Origin of the sequence: Wolbachia endosymbiont (group A) of Longitarsus flavicornis (assembly GCF_963931955.1) — a bacterium.
Taxonomy (GTDB): Bacteria; Pseudomonadota; Alphaproteobacteria; order Rickettsiales; family Anaplasmataceae; genus Wolbachia.
Genome location: NZ_OZ008337.1, coordinates 325,347 through 343,304 on the forward strand (window position 1 = coordinate 325,347; position 17,958 = coordinate 343,304).

The 17,958-nt window shown below is 34.3% G+C and carries 13 protein-coding genes and 1 pseudogene; 7 read left to right on the plus strand and 7 right to left on the minus strand.

Annotated elements, in window-relative coordinates; translation table 11 throughout:
- The first annotated feature begins 42 nt into the window (after positions 1–42).
- From AABM58_RS01600 to AABM58_RS01610, 3 genes are all read left to right on the plus strand, one after another.
- Complete coding sequence (locus tag AABM58_RS01600) at positions 43–2,397, plus strand: VirB4 family type IV secretion/conjugal transfer ATPase (RefSeq protein WP_338406119.1); 2,355 nt, start codon at positions 43–45, stop codon at positions 2,395–2,397.
- On the plus strand, positions 2,378–5,299 hold the full coding sequence (locus tag AABM58_RS01605) for a hypothetical protein (RefSeq protein ID WP_338406120.1): 2,922 nt from the start codon (positions 2,378–2,380) through the stop codon (positions 5,297–5,299). The genes AABM58_RS01600 and AABM58_RS01605 overlap by 20 nt, the downstream gene beginning before the upstream one ends.
- 106 nt (positions 5,300–5,405) lie before the next feature.
- Complete coding sequence (locus AABM58_RS01610; protein ID WP_265034502.1) at positions 5,406–5,909, plus strand: WBM0748 family T4SS-associated protein; 504 nt, start codon at positions 5,406–5,408, stop codon at positions 5,907–5,909.
- Here AABM58_RS01610 and AABM58_RS01615 read toward each other — a convergent pair.
- On the minus strand, positions 5,906–6,397 hold the full coding sequence (locus AABM58_RS01615) for an SH3 domain-containing protein (protein ID WP_338406121.1): 492 nt from the start codon (positions 6,395–6,397) through the stop codon (positions 5,906–5,908). The genes AABM58_RS01610 and AABM58_RS01615 overlap by 4 nt on opposite strands.
- Before the next feature lie 70 nt (positions 6,398–6,467).
- Here AABM58_RS01615 and AABM58_RS01620 point away from each other — a divergent pair, with 70 nt between their 5' ends.
- Together AABM58_RS01620 and AABM58_RS01625 are read left to right on the plus strand one after the other, a co-directional pair.
- Entirely contained in the window at positions 6,468–7,805 is a 1,338-nt protein-coding gene (locus tag AABM58_RS01620; RefSeq protein ID WP_338406875.1) for a pyruvate dehydrogenase complex dihydrolipoamide acetyltransferase, read from the plus strand.
- A gap of 69 nt (positions 7,806–7,874) precedes the next feature.
- A complete protein-coding gene (locus tag AABM58_RS01625) occupies positions 7,875–8,516 on the plus strand; it encodes a hypothetical protein (protein WP_338406122.1) in 642 nt (213 codons plus the stop codon).
- 45 nt (positions 8,517–8,561) lie between these two features.
- Here the strand turns inward: AABM58_RS01625 and AABM58_RS01630 are convergent, their stop codons facing one another.
- From AABM58_RS01630 to AABM58_RS01650, 5 genes are all read right to left on the minus strand, one after another.
- Entirely contained in the window at positions 8,562–9,791 is a 1,230-nt protein-coding gene (locus tag AABM58_RS01630; RefSeq protein ID WP_338406123.1) for a KAP family P-loop NTPase fold protein, read from the minus strand.
- Positions 9,792–9,794: 3 nt separating this feature from the next.
- Entirely contained in the window at positions 9,795–10,394 is a 600-nt protein-coding gene (gene recR / locus AABM58_RS01635; RefSeq protein WP_410529783.1) for a recombination mediator RecR, read from the minus strand.
- A 563-nt stretch (positions 10,395–10,957) separates the two neighbouring features.
- Entirely contained in the window at positions 10,958–11,455 is a 498-nt protein-coding gene (locus tag AABM58_RS01640) for a hypothetical protein (RefSeq protein WP_338406125.1), read from the minus strand.
- A protein-coding gene (locus AABM58_RS01645; protein WP_338405927.1) for an IS5 family transposase occupies positions 11,421–12,213 on the minus strand; the annotation gives its coding sequence in 2 pieces (ribosomal slippage) (positions 11,421–11,948 and positions 11,950–12,213; 792 coding nt in all). The genes AABM58_RS01640 and AABM58_RS01645 overlap by 35 nt, the downstream gene beginning before the upstream one ends.
- A gap of 48 nt (positions 12,214–12,261) precedes the next feature.
- Positions 12,262–13,203 carry a hypothetical protein gene (locus AABM58_RS01650; protein WP_338406126.1) on the minus strand — a complete coding sequence of 314 codons (942 nt, stop codon included), beginning with the start codon at positions 13,201–13,203 and terminating at the stop codon, positions 12,262–12,264.
- A gap of 231 nt (positions 13,204–13,434) precedes the next feature.
- Here AABM58_RS01650 and AABM58_RS01655 point away from each other — a divergent pair.
- Positions 13,435–14,261 (plus strand): annotated as a pseudogene (locus AABM58_RS01655) (IS5 family transposase).
- Between the two features lie 305 nt (positions 14,262–14,566).
- Here the strand turns inward: AABM58_RS01655 and AABM58_RS01660 are convergent.
- A complete protein-coding gene (locus tag AABM58_RS01660; protein ID WP_338406127.1) occupies positions 14,567–16,312 on the minus strand; it encodes a type I secretion system permease/ATPase in 1,746 nt (581 codons plus the stop codon).
- A 391-nt stretch (positions 16,313–16,703) separates the two neighbouring features.
- On the opposite strand from AABM58_RS01660, the gene AABM58_RS01665 reads away from it, so the two are divergent.
- Positions 16,704–17,882, plus strand: coding sequence for an aspartate aminotransferase family protein (locus tag AABM58_RS01665; RefSeq protein ID WP_338406128.1), 1,179 nt, complete (start codon positions 16,704–16,706; stop codon positions 17,880–17,882).
- Positions 17,883–17,958: the final 76 nt, after the last annotated feature.

Genomic DNA, 17,958 nt, shown 5'->3' on the forward strand with positions numbered 1-17,958 from the left:
TAGTATTTTTATCTTTTTTAATTATCTTTATTGAATACGCATATGCAGTTAAAAGTACCAACAGTTAACTCTAAGCTTGAAAGAAAGAACAACTTAGCATTACTAGAAAGCATCGATTTAGATTTTGTTCCTTATGCTTGTCATTACGATGAAGAAACCATACTAACAAAACAGGGAGAATTGTTAAAAATAATCAAGTTAGAAGATTATTCTTCTGTTGATAACTACAGCGACCTCAGAACTGAAATTAGAAAAAGCATATCAAAAAATATTAATAGCCTGTATTTTACTGTTTGGATTCATACCGTTAGAAAGCGCAATAAACTGAGCTTGAAATGGAATAAAACTGAAGACTTCTCTGACAACCTATATTCAACGTGGTTTAATAAACTAACTGATAGTAAATTACAGTATATAAATGAACTATACATTGTAATATTGTTTAGCGATTTTGGCAAGCATACTAATAATTCGTTTTTTTTCAATAGAATAAAGAATAAGCATAAGTTGTCTTTACAAGAAAGCCATCAGGAGTTGCAAAAGATAACTGACTTCATTCAAAATGATTTAGAACCTTTTGGAGCTAAAAAACTGGGTCTAAGGTTTAGTGAAGGTAAAATATATTCTGAAATGATAGAATTTCTCCACTATATTGTTACATTAACGCACAAAGATTATCCAATACATGAAAGGGACCTGTCGCAATATATTAGAAATTTTAAAATAGCTTTTGGTTTCAATACGTTTCAAACAATATTTGAAAATCAACAGAAATTTGGCTCTATTTTCAGCATAAAAGAATACCGGGAAATCTCTTTAGGTAATATAGATAGATGCTTGCAGCTTGAATCTGAATTTATCATTACAGAAATAATGATATTTACTAGTAATAATAAAGCAATAAAAGAATTTAAAAAACAAATCAACATGCTGCAAATTAGTGAGGATAATACCTTACTTAAAAGCTCAGGAATTGAAGAAATAATAGAGCTTGAAAAGACCTCTAGTATAGACTTCTGCCAACAGAAAATTATTTTTACAATATTTGCAGACGATAGGAATAAGTTAGCTGAAAGTATTAGTGATTTATCTTCTATAATGTCATTAGTTGGCTTCATGATGTTTAGAACTGATTTACATATGGAAAGTCATTTTTGGGCACAACTTCCAGGCAATTTTGCTTTTATTACGCAACCGAAAAATATCTTAACAAAATACGCTTGCAGTTTTGCTATGCTGCATGATTTTACGTCAGGTACATTAAAAGGAAGAAGGTGGAAAGAAGCGGTAACAGTTTTTTTCTCAAAAGAAGGAAATCCTTACTTCTTTAATTTCCATGGAAAAAGAAATAATGGCCATACTACGATACTTGGAGCTCCAAATTCAGGCAGAACTTCACTCATTAATTTCCTATTATCAGAATCAAGAAAGTTTAACCCAAGAATTCTCATATTGGATAACACTGGAAAGTCGATAATTTTTACTAAAGCAGTGAGTGGTAAATATTACATAATTGATCCGAAATATAAAGATAAAAGCCTAAAATTTAATCCACTAAACATTGAAGATAGTGCTTCCAATCGCAATATGTTGGTTGAACTGATCAGAAGAATGGTAGCCGATACGAGCTTGGTGGACGTAGAAGAAAAGATAAGAAAAATTGTGGATTCTATATTTGCTATACCCAAGGAATCACGTTCTATTTCACAAATTTCTGAGGTGCTCTTGCTCCTTGGGGGTAAGATAAGTAGATGGTGTGACGATGGTGACTTTGCTTACTTATTTCAAGATGGTGATGAATCAGATATTGACTGGGAAACAAAAATTATATCTCTCAACACCGCAAACCTTACAAAACAAAAGGAATGTATGTCCGTGATACTTTACTATTTTTTATATTCTTTTGAGGCAAAATGTGATGGCTCGCCTGCAATACTTGTTTTGGATGAAGCGTGGGAGATAAGTAATATTTTTCCTACAGAGAAAGAGTTTGATAACTGGATGCAAAGAATGACGGAACTAAATGTTGTAGTAATCCTAAGTACTGAAAATTTAAATCTCGCATTTGCTAGCAAATTTACTCAATATTTAGATAAACATGTTGATACAAGAATCTTGATGCCGAACGTCAATGCAAATAGATTATACATGAAAGCATTTTCTCTATCGAAAGAGGAGCTGAATATAATTCTGCAGACGCCAACACAGGAAGGTTTATTTTTGATAAAACAGTACAAAGGATTAGTAACTTTAAATTTAGATTTAAAGAATATGCAAGAAATACATGTACTTTCAGCTAACAAAGAGACTATAAAGTATATGTATGAGGCAATAAAGGAAAAAGGAGAAGAAGTTAATGAGTGGTTACCGGTGTTTTATGAGAAGTGTAAGGCTTAATTTTTCGTTGATATTCTTCTTGATATTTGGTCTTTCGTATCAAGGATATGCTGATTGTCCAACATTTGTAGAAAGTAATACTTGGTGGGAGGCAATAGCTGGTGGCAATTGGGTAAAAGAAATTAAGGTAAAAGCAATAAAAGATCAAGGAGTGGTTGGCTATTTTAATCCTAAAATTAGAGTATGTGCTTATGATGGAAAAAGTTACTGCTATGACTTGCAAAGTGGGGAATCCTGCCGCCAAATATATGGAACACAAAGTACAGGTGGGGGTGTTTCTGCTGCAGCTTTCATTGATTGGGAAGGAAATAGAATGTTAGCTGATGGAACAATTAAGACAGATAACAGTGAAAAAATTAAAGAAGGAATTGCGAAAGGTCTTGGGTGGGAGTGGGCAGATGATGTGACTGATGAGGAAAAAAGAAGATTCGCTAACTCTCCTAAGATATGTGCCTGCAGTCAAAAAGGGGCTTGTATGTCAGGAATTTCTTCGTGGGGTGCTAAAGTGTTTTCGGGAGCAAATATTTTTCGTCCTGGAGATATGGATAAAGCTTGTGACACCTGTTACCAAAAGAAGATAAAATGTGCTCCTATACCACTTGCACCTGGCCCCCCTCCATTTTGCGAGCAACTTGCAATGTCACCTCCACAAGTTAGAATTGTTCCTATAACAAATGGAGACAATGATTACTTTAACCCTAAAGTTAAGGTAATAGCTGGTGATCTAATAGAAGAAGACAGAAAGATTGGAAAAGAATTAGATTTTCCCAGAAAATACAAAAAAGATAAAGCTGGGGAGCGCCTTACTTCGGATGAAGTTGTTAGGGAGTATCCTATTTTGGATAAAGATGGCACGACACATTACTTCGCAACTTATAGAGAAAAAGATAAGCTCTGCGCTGAATACCATGGAACTCAAAGTATAGATGGAAAAAATCCACAGTTCGTCCGCTGCTTCCCGGCACCACCTGCTCCAGAACCTAAGATAGTGAAGGTAGCAAATGAAAACACGCTAGAAATAGAAATGAAGATGAGCGAGAGCACTTGTAGAGCACACGGAACCTACAGTAATGGTTCCTGTACTTTTAATGTTACCAACCATCCTGTAAATATTGGCCCTCTATCTTTAAAAGTAGTAAAACCAGCAATAGTAGCAAAAACGACTGATAGTAATAACAAAAAAAATTATATTGATAATATTATAGAAGGTATATTAGAAAGTAATCCGCAACAATTTAAAGTTCTGAAAGAATATGGCTATGTTCCTGATATTGAAACGGAATGTAAAGAGTTTCAGGGGAATAAGTGCAAATTGAACAACTTAGGACAACCAGAAATAGAAGTAAAGTATAAAGGAAATTCTAACAGTAAAATGCTTTGTCTTTCTGGTTGGCAACCAGAACCAGAAGAGTTTATCCTTAAAAGAGGAGAGGAGATAATACCACTAAAATTAATGGGAATAAAATATATTAAATACAATGCTGTTTACTCCAAGGAATCAAATCAGTTCTATTATCTTCCAAGCAAGGAAATAGTTGACCTTTTGAAAGAACCTCAAAATCGGTTGGATAAAATAATATTTAATAAGCAAGGATACGTTTTCTTCCCTGACGAAAATAAGCAGAAGAAGGGAGAATGCAGTTACTGCGTGAATTACGATAAAGACATAGATGAACAATTTACAAACAACAAAGTCAAAGTAGTATATAAGTTGATAGATACAGAGTATAAAGAAGGATGTAAGCAAGGTAATGATGGTTGCATCTGCTTTGATGGAAAGTGTAGCCGTTCAAAACAATATTTGAATAAAAATAAAAATGAAAATGATAAGCAATTTTACTTAAGGTATGAGGAAGTGGATTGTAAAGATAAGGATGGTAAAGTATTAAGAGATAAAAAAAATGAAGTACGAAAGTGTACACAATTAAAAGATCAACTGATTAAAGCAGATAGAACAGAGGTCTTTTATGCTGATAAATTGTGTAGGCTTGACTGGGAAGGTTTAAAAAAGAAATTAAAAGAGATAATCAAGAAACAACTGAAAGATAAGAAACAAGAACTGGAAAAAAATAGTGAAAAATCCTATAAGCCTGAAGATGGAGATGTTTATACAGATGACTTATCAATAATGTTTGACCGTGTTGAAATAGAAGCGTGGGGAAGTGGTGAAGCAGGTCATATACAAGGTAGTGGCTGTAAAAGTGAAAACTGCCATTCTACTGAAAGCAGAGTAGGAATGCCAGGAGATTATATTAAAGCTCAATTGGAAATTGATCCTAATTATCCTCGAATTAATATTCGAGTTACAGAGGGAGGAGGTAATCAGGAAAATAACTCCTCAGACAAGGACGGAGGACCTATTTTTATAAAAATGTGTCGTTCAGACAAACAAGATTGCAAGCCATTAATCACTGTTGCAGGGGGAGGTATGTATAGAACATATGGTCCTGAACGTACAAGTTATCGGGACACAATAATTCATGAACCGAGTTTAAAATTAGAAGAAAGGATCATAACAGCAGATGCATTGAAGTCTACTGAAGATGATAAAATAACATATATAGAAGATGGTAAAGTCAAGTATGAAACAGTAAATTGTGAAAGTAATTTTAGAAGCAATAAACCTGGTGCAGGTGGTTGCATTGATAAAAACAAAGAAATTCATGATGAAAACTCTCCAAGATATATGCAGAAAGGAATTTATGGTAAAGGCTCTCCAGGGTATGTGAAGATTAGACCTATTATGAAGGAATTTGACGAAGAAGAAATAAATGCTGCTATTAAAAAAGTAATAGAGGATCTATACGATCTTGAAACTATGACTGATTTTTGGGTAGGGGACCTTAACGTGAATATAAGAGAGATAATTGAAGAGGAAATCAAAAAAGAATTGTTAAGGTAAAAAGATATAAATTATGCTCTTGTTTTAGTAATTAATTAAAGTAAAGCATGTAGTAAATGGTGTATCTTAACAAAAAGGTATAACGAATGTAAGGAGGGAGTACTTTATGTCTCTAAAGAATAAAATTTCTGAGCTAATAGAACAACAATTTAGCATTAAATACCATGACAATTATTTGGCTTACGCTATACATAAGTGGGCTGCAAGTGAAATATCTAATTCTATTGCTTTTTGCATAATTGGTTGTGGAAATTGCAAGATTGGACATCAAGATGCTGCAAATTCATTCAACATAACAAAAGAAGAAATTGAACAAGGCAATATTGCAAGCATAGAAAGTAAAATAAAAAATGAAGCTGAAAAATCAGGTAGCGAGTTTTCTGAGTTGATCTCTAGGTTTGATCAATCGCTAAAAGAACAAAGTGGAAAGTCTATTGTACAAATTTTAGATTCATCTGCTGAGGAGATGTTACAGAGTTTTTGTGACAGCACTATATGGCAAAATAATTCTCCAGAACCTCAAGAAGTTAGTGCAACTCCTGCTTCATCTGAAGAGTCTGCTACAGAAGGTTTGGAAACTAGTGTTAGTCCAGATCCTTTTTCAACTTAATCAACCCCGTATATATGTTTTTTTTGTACCCATGCTTTACGTTTTGGGGTAGAAAGAAAACACCACTCTTCGTTGCACTTTTCTATTTTCATTACTACAAACTTGTCTATTTTCATAGTAATCTTGCTGTCTACACTCTGTTTTTGATATCCATAAGCGTCTTCTTTTACAATCGCGTAGTACTTATCACTAAGAAGATTGCCTTTTATCCATCCGCAGCCTTCATATATATCACAGACCTTTTTCCAACTCTCAAACTCTTCTATCACTTTCAGGGGCAGATTTTTGCAAGTGTATATCCATTTTACAGGATAGTGAAACCCTGGCCCCGTTCTCATGTTGATCTTATTTGATTTGGTTGAAACAAAGTTGTTAGCAAACAAGCTATGGCTAAATAATAAAAACAATAGGATAATAGTACTGAACCAAGATCCCAGTGTCACGCACTGGGATGACGTGAGTGATAGTGTAACAGATTTGTTCATCATAATTCACGATTAGATTGACATAAGATAAAGAGTAAATTAAAAATTGAATAGATCTTTAAATGCAAAATCAATGCCTATAGAAATATTAATGCCTGCTCTTTCACCGACAATGAGCAAAACTGGAGGAAAAATTGTAAAGTGGCATAAAAAAGAACAAGACAAAGTTGAAGTAGGCGACGTAATTGCTGAGATAGAGACTGATAAAGCCATAATGGAGTTTGAATCTATAGATGAAGGAGTTTTAGCAAAAATTTTAGTAACAGAAGGAACAAGTGACGTGCCTGTAAATCAACCAATAGCTTTAATGCTGGAAGAAGGAGAAGATGAAAGTGCACTTAACAACTATACTTCAACTTCCATCAATAGTGCAGTTAAAAAGGAAGTGACAAAAAGTGCTGTTGATAATCAAAAATCAGAACACCAAGATTTAAACGGAAAGCCAATAAGTCATTCTTCGGTGTCATTCCAGCGCGTGACGCTGGAATCCAACCCCTCAATGTCATCCCAGTGCTTGACACTGGGATCTAGAAAAGAAGAAGATACTAAGACAACAGAAGGTAGAATAAAAATAAGCCCATTAGCTAAGAAAATAGCTCAAAATGAAGGGGTTAATGTGCAGCAATTAAAAGGTACAGGACCATACGGTCGCATAATTAAGGCTGATGTGTTGGAGTTTTTAGGCAGTGGTATACATACTGAAAGTCCTGAGAAAGATACCATAGTTGAAGTAAGCAACATGCGCCAAGTGATAGCACAGCGCCTAACTGAATCAAAACAGAATGTTCCACATTTTTATTTAACTGTAGACTGCCAGGTTGATAAGTTAATATCGTTAAAAAACGAGATTAACTCAGCAGATGAAAACAATAAAGTAACAATCAATGACTTAATTATCAAAGCTGTGGCTTTTAGCATGAAAAAATTTCCTGATATAAATTCTTCGTGGATAGATAATAAAATACTTAAATACTCGAATGTAGATATCTCAATCGCTGTGGCACTTGAAGATGGGCTAATTACTCCTATAGTAAAAAATGCTGATAAAAAGGGTATTTTATCTATATCAAAAGAAGTGAAAGATTTAGTAAGCAGAGCAAGATCTGGAAAATTGAAACCTGAAGAGTTTCAAGGAGGAGGGTTTACTATCTCCAACTTAGGGATGTTTGGTATAAAAGCCTTCAGTGCTATAATCAATCCGCCGCAATCTTGCATTATGGCAGTTGGTGCATCTAAAAAACAACCAATTGTTATGAATGAGAAAATAGAAATAGCAGAAATAATGACAGTGACACTCTCTGTTGACCACAGGACAGTTGATGGAGCATTAGGAGCAAAATTTTTAAACACCTTCAAGCATTATATAGAGAATCCTCTGGTGATGTTTATTGAAACTGCGGTAACCTATTAGCATCGTTATTACAAAATTAATACCTCTAAGTTTATAATTCTACTAGTTAATAGGCTTAGAGGTAAAAAAATGAATACTACAGTAGAAAAAAATAATCCAAAAATTTTTCCTAAAAATGAAGGAAAGGTTAATTCAAAAGGCATGGTTGCTCCACCTGTTCCTCCGAAATCTTCCCAAGCTAAATTTGCTGGAATAAGAGCAATTTTTGAGCAAAATGCATCTCATTTCCAAGCAAATGATAGTAATAAAACAGTGAGTAGCAATCTTGGAAGAACATTTGGCCCAACAATGCGAAAACTCATGGAAGACAACATTCATGTAAATGCTAGCACTCCTAACAAACAACGCCGTGATTCAGGGGATAGTGGTATCAGTGATGTTAGTAGCAGCACTCTTGATAAAAAAGCTAAAGCTTATAATCCACTTGATTGGAATCCAATCTATCAAGGTAAAAAGCTTTTTAGTTTAGACAATATGTCAAGCAACTCGTCTTCATGCAGTGAAAAAAGTAGTATTTCAGATATAAGCGATAAGTCTAATAATTCAAACATTGTTAGATGTAATATTACTAGGAGTAACAGTAAGGAGGACCTTCATAAACCTGATGCTTCACATAATGACAAATCTGCAGGTAAAAAATTATCTAATGTCAATGTAAGCGAATTAATCAGAAAGTTTGAACAAGGTAGTGACATAGTAAAAGGGCGTTAATCAAATGTTACCCTATCCTTGTATATGCAAAGGTAGGGTATCTTTTTAAAATATTATGTCCTTTATAGCTTTGTTAATTTTTGACTCCCTCTCTGCAAAAGCAGTTTCTAAAGAGGTTCTAAGTTTTTTCCATTCTTCTTGACCATTTATGTGGGTTAAAATTAAAGATTTATATTCATTTTCAATTTTTTCCAATGCTCTTTGATATGAAAAACCTAATTCCTCATATATATCAATATTTATCGATTGCAGTATTACCAAAAATGAAAACAAATTCGGATCAGGTAATTCTTTTCTTGTGTGATTCAGAAGACACAGCTTTATTTTTTTTACGCAGTATTCTATTGTTTTTAACGATAGTGACAGGCTTTCTGCATAAAATATAAAACTATCTACAATCAAATTTTTTGACTTTTTCGGTAATTTAATATTTTCAAATAGTTCTTTTGTAAATTTTTCTATCGGTTGTTTTGGCAAATGTAAAGAGAGATCAGTAAAAGATTTTAGGTCAAAATTTGGTCCAAGTATTGTGCTGATTGCTCTTTGTACATTACTCTTATCTTTACTTACAGAAATAATGAAAACCAGCCCCTCCACATCAAGCATATACTTTATAGATTCCAAAAAATCAACAACGAATTTAGGACGGCACACATCAAGATTATCCACCATTATATAAATGTTTTTGTCTTTTCTGATTTTATTAACCACATCCGCTAACTGTGTTTTAAAATCTCTAGTACTCTCTTTTCTTCTTTGGAGAAGACTTAATTCACTCAAGACAAAACCTATGTCTTTTTTATCAGCCTCTTTTGCAGCGTCAAGAAATACTGAAAGCATAGCAAGTGGAGATTTACTGATCAGCTTTCCTATTGTGTTTAGAGAAAATAGTTCTTGGTTTATGTTCTTGAACTGTTGTATAACGCTTCTTTTTACTTCATACGATGCAAATAAATCTTCAAATAGAAAATTTAAAAAAGAAGGAAGTGGTTGATCCAGTGCATTGATATCCCATGCACTATAATAAGCTGCAATTTCATTTTGCTGTTTTAACTCTTTTACCCATTCTTTCAAAAAAAACGTCTTGCCCCATCCGTCATATCCTTCCAAAGATATTATTGTAAAAGACTGATCAATTGTTTTAATTATAGTGTTGAATTTACCTGAAAATTGCTTATAGTTTAGACGGTCATTTTCCCAAGCCACCACTTTAAGTGGTGGTGCTGTTTCTTTCTTCTTGAACGTTATTAACGATACAAGTTTTTTAAAGCACATACCTTATTTTATATTTAACTCATATTCTTGTCTTGAAGTAAGTGCTATCCTCAGCGTTCCTTCATCTAGGTAGTCAATTTCTCCGCCCATTGGTATGCCGCAAGCAAGACGTGATATTTTCACATTCAAGTTTTTTAGCAATTCAATTATATATTGTGCAGTAACTTGGCCCTCTAATGTCGGATTAATTGCGATAATTATCTCTTCAATTTTAGACTCCGTCACTCTTTTCAGAATAGTGTCAAGGTTAAGTTCTTTTGGACCTATGCCATTTATTGCAGACAATCTGCCACCCAAAACATGGTATAAACCTGAATATATATTTCCTTTTTCAAACGCCCATAGATCACCTAATTCTTCTACTACACACAGTAACTTAGTGTCACGTTTTGGGTTAGTACAAATAGAACAAGGTGACTTAGTATCTAGATTTCCGCAAACTTCACACTCTATTATAAGATCTGCTAGCTCTTTAATCAAAGATGCAAGTGGTAGCATAACTTTTTCTTTGTTTTGGAGTAAATGTATAACTAACCTGCGTGATGATGATGGCCCTAAACTTGGCAATTTAGAGAAAGCATGAACTAGATTTTTTATGTTAATGTTCATCCAATAAATTCAGAATAGGTAGTCAAATGGTAACATCAAACCCTTTGTAAAGAAAGTGGTAAGTTTCTCTTGATCCACTTTGATTAGCTATAGAAAAAATTTTTTACTCTAACGCAAAAAATTACTTCCGCACACTTAAAGCCTGATTATAATAGACTTCTTGCATAACCCAAACTAAGTAGAAAAAGGTATCATCCGAGTAGCTCTCCTTTGTCATCCGAGTAGCTGACTACTTGGATCCAGCCTTTCCATCCAAGACGGTGTCATTCCAGTCTGGAATCCAGAAGAAAGAATGGTGTCATGAAAGTAGCTGACACTGGGATCCAGGAAAGTTTGCTTATGAGCAAGCAAACTGATTTGGTGAGTATAAAAGTATAGCTAACGCGAGCTCTACGTCATACCGCGATGAATCGCGGTATCTCGGCCGCTAACAAGCAGCGGAATGACGGTTTTTCAAATTGTCAGTAAATCTAAGTCAGTTTAGCTATAATTTCCTAAGTTTGCTCACAATCTCTTGACTTGACAAATATGTTTTTTTTAAACATTCCCAAATGTTACTATCTTCCTCCTTTTCCTTTCTCAATTTGTGCAACCATTTCCTTTACATTTGCATGCGTGAGAAGGGAATTTTTGCTGACATGAGATTTTGCTGCTGTTAGGTGATTCATTGCAGATCTTTTATTTCCTGTTGGAAATGAATGAGATTGTTTTTTCTTCACACCGATATCCGCTTGTGCTGCTGGGGTGGTTTTGCTTTCAGCAAGCCGTACATTAGCATTTCCTTTTACTTGATTTTGCTCAAATTTTTCTTTTAATGCCTTTACTTTACTGCCCATCTCGCGATTAGCTCCTCCTTTCATAGTAGCTGCTGCTACTTTTGGTATCGCCTTACCAGCAGCTTTTTGTGCTGATTTCCTATTGTCTTGATTTTCAGATTTTAGTGGTACTGTAGGTTTACTTTCAACTGATTTTTTCCCTACTACTTTTGGCTCTGTGTTTACTTTTTGGCTTAGAACCTGTTCATAATCTTTTGAGGAACAAAGCAGTGAAAGCAAGAACTACCATTTGCAAGCTGGTGTTGAGTTTACGCTCGCAATTTTTCCATAACCGTCTACATTTTTCCAACCAAGCAAAAGAACGCTCTACAACCCATCTTTTTGGCAATACAGCAAAGGTATGTAATTCACTGCGTTTTATTACCTCAACAGTTGCACCAATAGTTGCTTTTATTTGTGTTGCAAAATTCTCTCCCGTATAGCCTGCATCAACCAGTACATTTTTAACTCCCGAGAGGTTTTCTTTTGCATTTTCTACCATTCTCACAGCACTGCTACGGTCAGTTATCTCTGCTGTTGTTACATAAATTGCATGTGGCAAACCTTGCGTATCTACTGCAATATGGCGTTTTATTCCTGAAATCTTTTTGCCTGCATCGTAGCCTTTTTCTTCAGCAGTATCTGCATTTTTTACACTCTGTGCATCAATTATGCAGAAGCTGGTTTTTTCTTTCCGACCATTGTTTTGTCGGACTACGCCAACTATTTTTTTTTAACACCAGCTCCAGAACACTTTCTTTATTTGCATCTGGTTTTTCACTCCACTTCTTAAAATAGTCGTAACAATTGCGCCATTTTGGAAACTCTTTTGGTAGCATTCTCCACTGACAAACGCTTTTCAGAACGTATAACACTCCACAAAATACATCATACAAATCAAGTTTTCTTGGTTTTGTTTTTTTTCTACAGGACTCTAGATCTGGTAATATAATCTCAAATCTTTCCCGACTTATATTACTTGGGTATAAACTCCTCATATATCCTAACTTATATACATTATCTCTTAGTTTATTCCTTTCTTGAGATCATGTACAGGTTCTTAGATTTTTAGGCTTTGGCGGCACTGCAGGTTTATCTTTGACTACCACTTTCGATTTTTGTCTAACTTCTTGACCAGTAGTAAACATTTTTTTTGGTACTTGCGGTGCTCTTGGTGGTTTTGGTGGTACGAGGGATTGAGATTGTTGTTTCTGCTTACGTTCTCTTTTTGCTCCTATATGTTCTTTAGAAACTGTTGCACAAATTGGCTCTTCTTTGGGCGATTTTGAACTCTGCGAATTTTCTATTAAAATTTTACTCTTCTTCTCTTGATAATTTGATATCTCTTCGTATACAGACTCTTCATTTAATGAACTTCCATAGCCTAAATCTTCTCTCTGTTCATATAAAGGATTTTCCTTTTGCTTTTTCTCTTGATAATTTGATATGTCTTCATATTCATGCTCTTTATCTAATGAACTTCCATAGCCTGAATCTCCTTTTCTTTCTTGTAGCTCATATAAAGGATTTTCTTCTTGCTTTGACGCTGTTCTATCCTCTAAGTTCACTCCATACAATCTATGTTCCTCCTGATTTTTTTTACTTTGCTCTAAATCTGAAATTTTCTTTAAAACATTTAGGTATTCGAATGTTATTTTTTCAGCAAGACTGGGCAATTTATCATTAGCAAAATTTCTTATACTGTTATCCTGAATTGAAGTATCTTTTCCCAAGATTTTATTAAATGTTTTCTTGAATATTCCAAAAAAACCTGATGGCTTTTTGTTCACCGGTTCTATATAATTATTCAAGTCACTACATATAACAAACTTAGCTACATCTTCTGCCTTATCTGTAAAACTCTCTAATGTTTGGGATAAATCCCTCACTGTTTTATTATATTGTTCACCAATGTTTTTCAGCTTTATAGCTTCTATCAAGGAGTCGAGATTTTTTTTATAGTTCTCACTTTTAAATGGATCATTCATACTAATTACAGCTCATTATTTGTTAAAATATAGATCTAAAATATTAAGATCTAGTAAATATTACTTTTGTAATTCATGTAGAACTATAGCTACATAAGTAAGATTTCCCTACGTCATACCGCCACGGTATCTCATCCGCTAACAAGCAGCGGGATGACGATTGTCAGGCTAGCTGTCAATAGACTTCTTTCAAAATTGTTAGAGGGAGTGTAAGATGAAGTATTTGAAAGCATGAAATATAAGGAAATAGAAAAGTTAGAAGGAGAAAAGTTTCGACGTTTAACAGGGGTAAAAAAAGCAACATTTGAGCGAATGGTAGAAATTCTAGAAGTGGAGGATAAAAGAAAAAAAGCTAGAAGTGGAAGAAAAAGTAAACTTTGCATAGAAGACAGGCTACTTATGGCACTGGAATATATAAGAGAATATCGTACATATTTTCATATTGGGCAAAGCTATGGCATGAGTGAAAGTAACAGTTTTAAAATAATAAGATAGGTAGAAGACATATTAATAAAACATCCAGATTTTGCATTACCAGGAAAAAAAGAGCTATTAAAGAGTGATGTAGAATATGAAGTTTTAGTAATAGACGGAACTGAAACGCCAGTAGAGAGACCAAAAAAAAGCAAAAGCCCTTCTACTCTGGAAAGAAAAAAAGGCATACTATAAAAACACAAATAGTAACAGAGAAGAAGAGTAAAAAAGTCATATGCACATCTTTCTCGAATGGTAGAAAACACGATTTTCGGATGTTTAGAGAATCAAAGGTAGCAATATTACCGGACACCAAAATCTTAGCTGATGCCGGCTACAGGGGAATGCAGAAGATACACAAAAATGTTGTATTACCGCACAGGAAAATGAAAAAGAATCCGTTAAGCAAAGAACAAAAAAAAGAGAACAGGGCACTTATGAGCCAAAGGGCAATTGTTGAAAACGTAATTGGCTTATTGAAAAGGTTTAAAATCATCTCGGACAGGTATAGAAACCGACGAAAACGTTTTGGTTTAAGGTTTAATTTGATTGCTGCAATTCACAATTTTGAGCTCCATACATGAATTTTGAAAGAAGTCTATTGTTATAAATTTTCGCAGCAACATTATTTATATTATAATTTTTTTATAAAATTACCACTAATATTAAGTTATTTAGATAACAAATTAAGAAAATTCATTAAGACGAATTTGTTGTTTTTCAAATTGTAGGTAAACCTAAGCCACTTTAGCTATATCTGCCGATTGACTTTAATTAATAAGAGTTATTAATCTATTTACTATTCTTGTAATATTATTTCTAATGGTAAAGAAATATATATTTTTCTGGAACAGTTGTTATTTCAGATACAGAATTTATTGTAAGTAAACTAACCATTTGCTGAAGAGCGCTCATCTTCTGTGGTACTTGATGATGGAGCAACTAATTTGCTCAAAATCTCATCTTTTGGTCCCATAGCGTAAATGACACCATCTGACATGAGGATCACTTTATCAACTACGGACAATAACGGTAGTTTGTGAGTGATGATAACAGTAGTAGTATTTTGCTTTCTTGCAATGCCAATTGCATTAATTAAGCATGCCTCTCCATTGCTATCTAAGTTAGCGTTTGGTTCATCAAGTACTAAAAGTTTTGTGTGACCATAAAAAGCTCTAGCAAGTCCAAGAAGCTGTTTTTGGCCGCCAGAGAGCGTCACTCCTCTAGGACCTCCTATTGTTGTATCATATCCATTTGGTAAGCTTAGTATTAATTCATGTATTCCCGCAATTTTTGCTGCTTTGATTATTTCTTCAGGATTTGGATCTGGCCTCATGCGAGCAATATTAGCTTTGACGCTAGTGTTAAATAACTCAATATCTTGAGGTAAGTAACCAACATAATTACCAAAATTCTCTCGATTCCAAGTGTATACATCAGCGCTATCCAGTCTTACTACACCAGATATGGGTTTCCATACACCAACAGTTAATTTTGCGATAGTGGATTTACCAGAAGCACTTGCACCAATCACACCTACTACGTCCCCTGGTTCTATTACAAATGATATTCCTTTTACTGTCGGCTTATTGCTTCCATAAGGAGTAAAAAATACTCTATCAAATTCCAATTTTCCTTCAGGTTCTGGTAGAGCCATTGTTTGCTCTCTTTTTGGCGATGTTAATATAAGCCTTTGTAGCCTTCCATATGACATTTTGGCCTGATTTAAAAACTTCCAAGTATGAACCGCAGCATCAAATGGTGCTAATACTCTACCCATTAAAATTGAAGCAGCGATGATGCTACCGGCAGTCTTATGAGCTGTGATTGCAAGTAATGCACCTGTTCCAATTACTGATATTTGCAGAGTTGAGCGCAAAAATTTAGTGATTCCGGTGATCACATTAGAGCGATTTTGTGCTTTAATTTGCATTGCTCGGTTCTGATCATTTCGTTTACACCAATCAGAGACTATGAATTCTGACATGCCCATAGCTTCAACCACTTCTGCATTTCTTGTTGCAACATCTATAGCATTGATATTCCGTATAGTTTCTTCGTTGGTTTCTTGTAATATTCGTTTAGTGGCAAGTTCATTCCATATTGCCATAGAGACTAATATAATGATTCCAGCAATAGCTATAAACCCCGTGGAGGTATGTATCATGAAAATCACAACAAGGTAAATTAACGACCATGGAGTATCAAACAGTGAGAATATGCCATTTCCTGTAATGAAATTTTTTATTACTCCAAGATCCCGTATTGCTTCACCACTTGAAGTTGAGCTCTGCACTGATGTTAGCCTGATTGATCTTACTATCAGATCTGGTGTTGCGGTTTTATCAATCCAGTCACCTATTTTTGCCATGGCTAAATATCGACAAGTTTCAAGCATTGCAGAACATGCAAATGCAGATAAAGTGATAATTGTCAGCATAGTTAGTGTTGACACACTTTCGCTCGATATCACCCGATCAAGCACTTGAGAGGTATAAAGTGGCAGGAATAACATTAATAAATTGATTCCCGCACTAAACCAAAAGATAAACCAAAATGCACTTTTGCATTTTTCTAGGCAAATATATAGAGTACTTTGCTTCAATTCTTTTTTTATTGATGGCGTAATTTCCACAATCTTCCTCTTAATTTGATTACATGCACCATATACAATTTTTATTACAAAAATATTAATAACGGTAGTTAGCTTACTTTAAGTAAGTAAAATATTAATATATGTGAATAGGAAATATAAACAAAGAAGTATAGTTAATATTTCCTTCATTACCTATAGCTAAAGCAATTTAGCTATACCGATGGTTTGGTAAACTGTAAACTCATATCTCTGGATTTCGCTAATAAGTGGCGAATCGTTGGTAAAACTAAGTCACTTTAGCTATAGAATGACAAAAAAGGTTTGCATTGGCTAAATTTTTAGTTGAAGTAGCATAAGAAGTTAAAGGAAAAGCTTTGTGTTAATGGATTCATTTCAGGTATAGTATAGGTAATACCACAATACTTATAAAATGGATCATGTTGTTAATGCGTATAATAGACTTGACACTCCTATAGTTAGGGGAGAAGGGGTATATCTTTTTGATAGAGGTGGTAAAAAATATTTAGATTTTGCTGCAGGTATTTCTACAACTTCTTTAGGGCATTGTCATCCATACATTACAGATAAGCTGAAAGAGCAATTGAGCTCACTATGGCACTGCTCTAACATTTTCACTATTCCCGAGCAAGAAAGGCTTGCTGACCGTTTAACAACCCTTACTTTTGCAGATAAAGTTTTTTTCTGCTCAAGTGGGCTTGAAGCAACAGAAGCTGCAATTAAGTTTATTCGTCGTTACTTTTATTCAAAGGGGCAAGCAAAACGTAATCGTATTATTACAATTGAAGGAGGGTTTCATGGCCGCAGTATTGCTGCAATTTCTGCTGGAGGCAATGAAAAATCACGCGAAGGTTTTGCTCCACTCCTTTCTGGTTTTGATAAAGTGCCAAGAAATGACATTAAAGCTTTGGAGAAAAAAATCAGCGATGAGACAGCTGCTGTGTTTTTAGAGCCCATACAAAGCGAAGGTGGAGTATATCCACTAGACGTAAAATATCTTCAAAAAGTAAGGGAAATAACAAAAGCTCAAGGGACAATTTTGTGCTTTGATGAAGTGCAATGTGGATATGGACGCATCGGTTCTTTATTTCATTATCAAAATGTCGGCATTGAACCCGATATGCTAACCTGTGCAAAAGCTATGGGTAACGGTTTTCCTCTAGCTGCATGTTTAGTAAAAGATTACATAGCAGAAGCAATTACTCCAGGAACTCATGGATCAACCTATGGTGGCAATCCACTTGCCATGACTGTTGGTAATGCGGTACTCGATATAATGCTAAAAGAAGGCTTTTTTGACCATCTTAAGAGAATTAGTAAATATTTAAAAGAAAAGCTGTTGCCTTTAGCTAAAGAATTTCCTGAGATGATTTCAGAAGTTCGTGGAGAAGGGTTACTAATGGGAATAGAACTAGCAACTCCTGTAGCTGATAAAATTATCAGTCGATCTCTTGATAAAGGTTTAATAATAACTAGGGTTTTAAACAACAAAGTAGTAAGGATAACCCCACCACTTATCATTGAGGATGAGCATGTGAACGCAGCGTGTAATATACTTTATGATTTGTTTTTTAAGATTAAAGATATATAAAATTTGGCAATATAAAACTTCAAGCTTGCAAATGCTTCTCATAACATGTAAAATTAATTTTGTTTTTTATCACAAT

What these genes read in the sequence shown, in the direction of transcription:
- AABM58_RS01600 (WP_338406119.1), top strand. Translation starts at nt 43, where the DNA reads ATGCAGTTAAAAGTACCAACAGTTAACTCTAAGCTTGAAAGAAAGAAC.
- AABM58_RS01605 (WP_338406120.1), top strand. Translation starts at nt 2,378, where the DNA reads ATGAGAAGTGTAAGGCTTAATTTTTCGTTGATATTCTTCTTGATATTT.
- AABM58_RS01610 (WP_265034502.1), top strand. Translation starts at nt 5,406, where the DNA reads ATGTCTCTAAAGAATAAAATTTCTGAGCTAATAGAACAACAATTTAGC.
- AABM58_RS01615 (WP_338406121.1), bottom strand. Translation starts at nt 6,397, where the DNA reads ATGATGAACAAATCTGTTACACTATCACTCACGTCATCCCAGTGCGTG.
- AABM58_RS01620 (WP_338406875.1), top strand. Translation starts at nt 6,468, where the DNA reads ATGCCTATAGAAATATTAATGCCTGCTCTTTCACCGACAATGAGCAAA.
- AABM58_RS01625 (WP_338406122.1), top strand. Translation starts at nt 7,875, where the DNA reads ATGAATACTACAGTAGAAAAAAATAATCCAAAAATTTTTCCTAAAAAT.
- AABM58_RS01630 (WP_338406123.1), bottom strand. Translation starts at nt 9,791, where the DNA reads ATGTGCTTTAAAAAACTTGTATCGTTAATAACGTTCAAGAAGAAAGAA.
- AABM58_RS01650 (WP_338406126.1), bottom strand. Translation starts at nt 13,203, where the DNA reads ATGAATGATCCATTTAAAAGTGAGAACTATAAAAAAAATCTCGACTCC.
- AABM58_RS01665 (WP_338406128.1), top strand. Translation starts at nt 16,704, where the DNA reads ATGGATCATGTTGTTAATGCGTATAATAGACTTGACACTCCTATAGTT.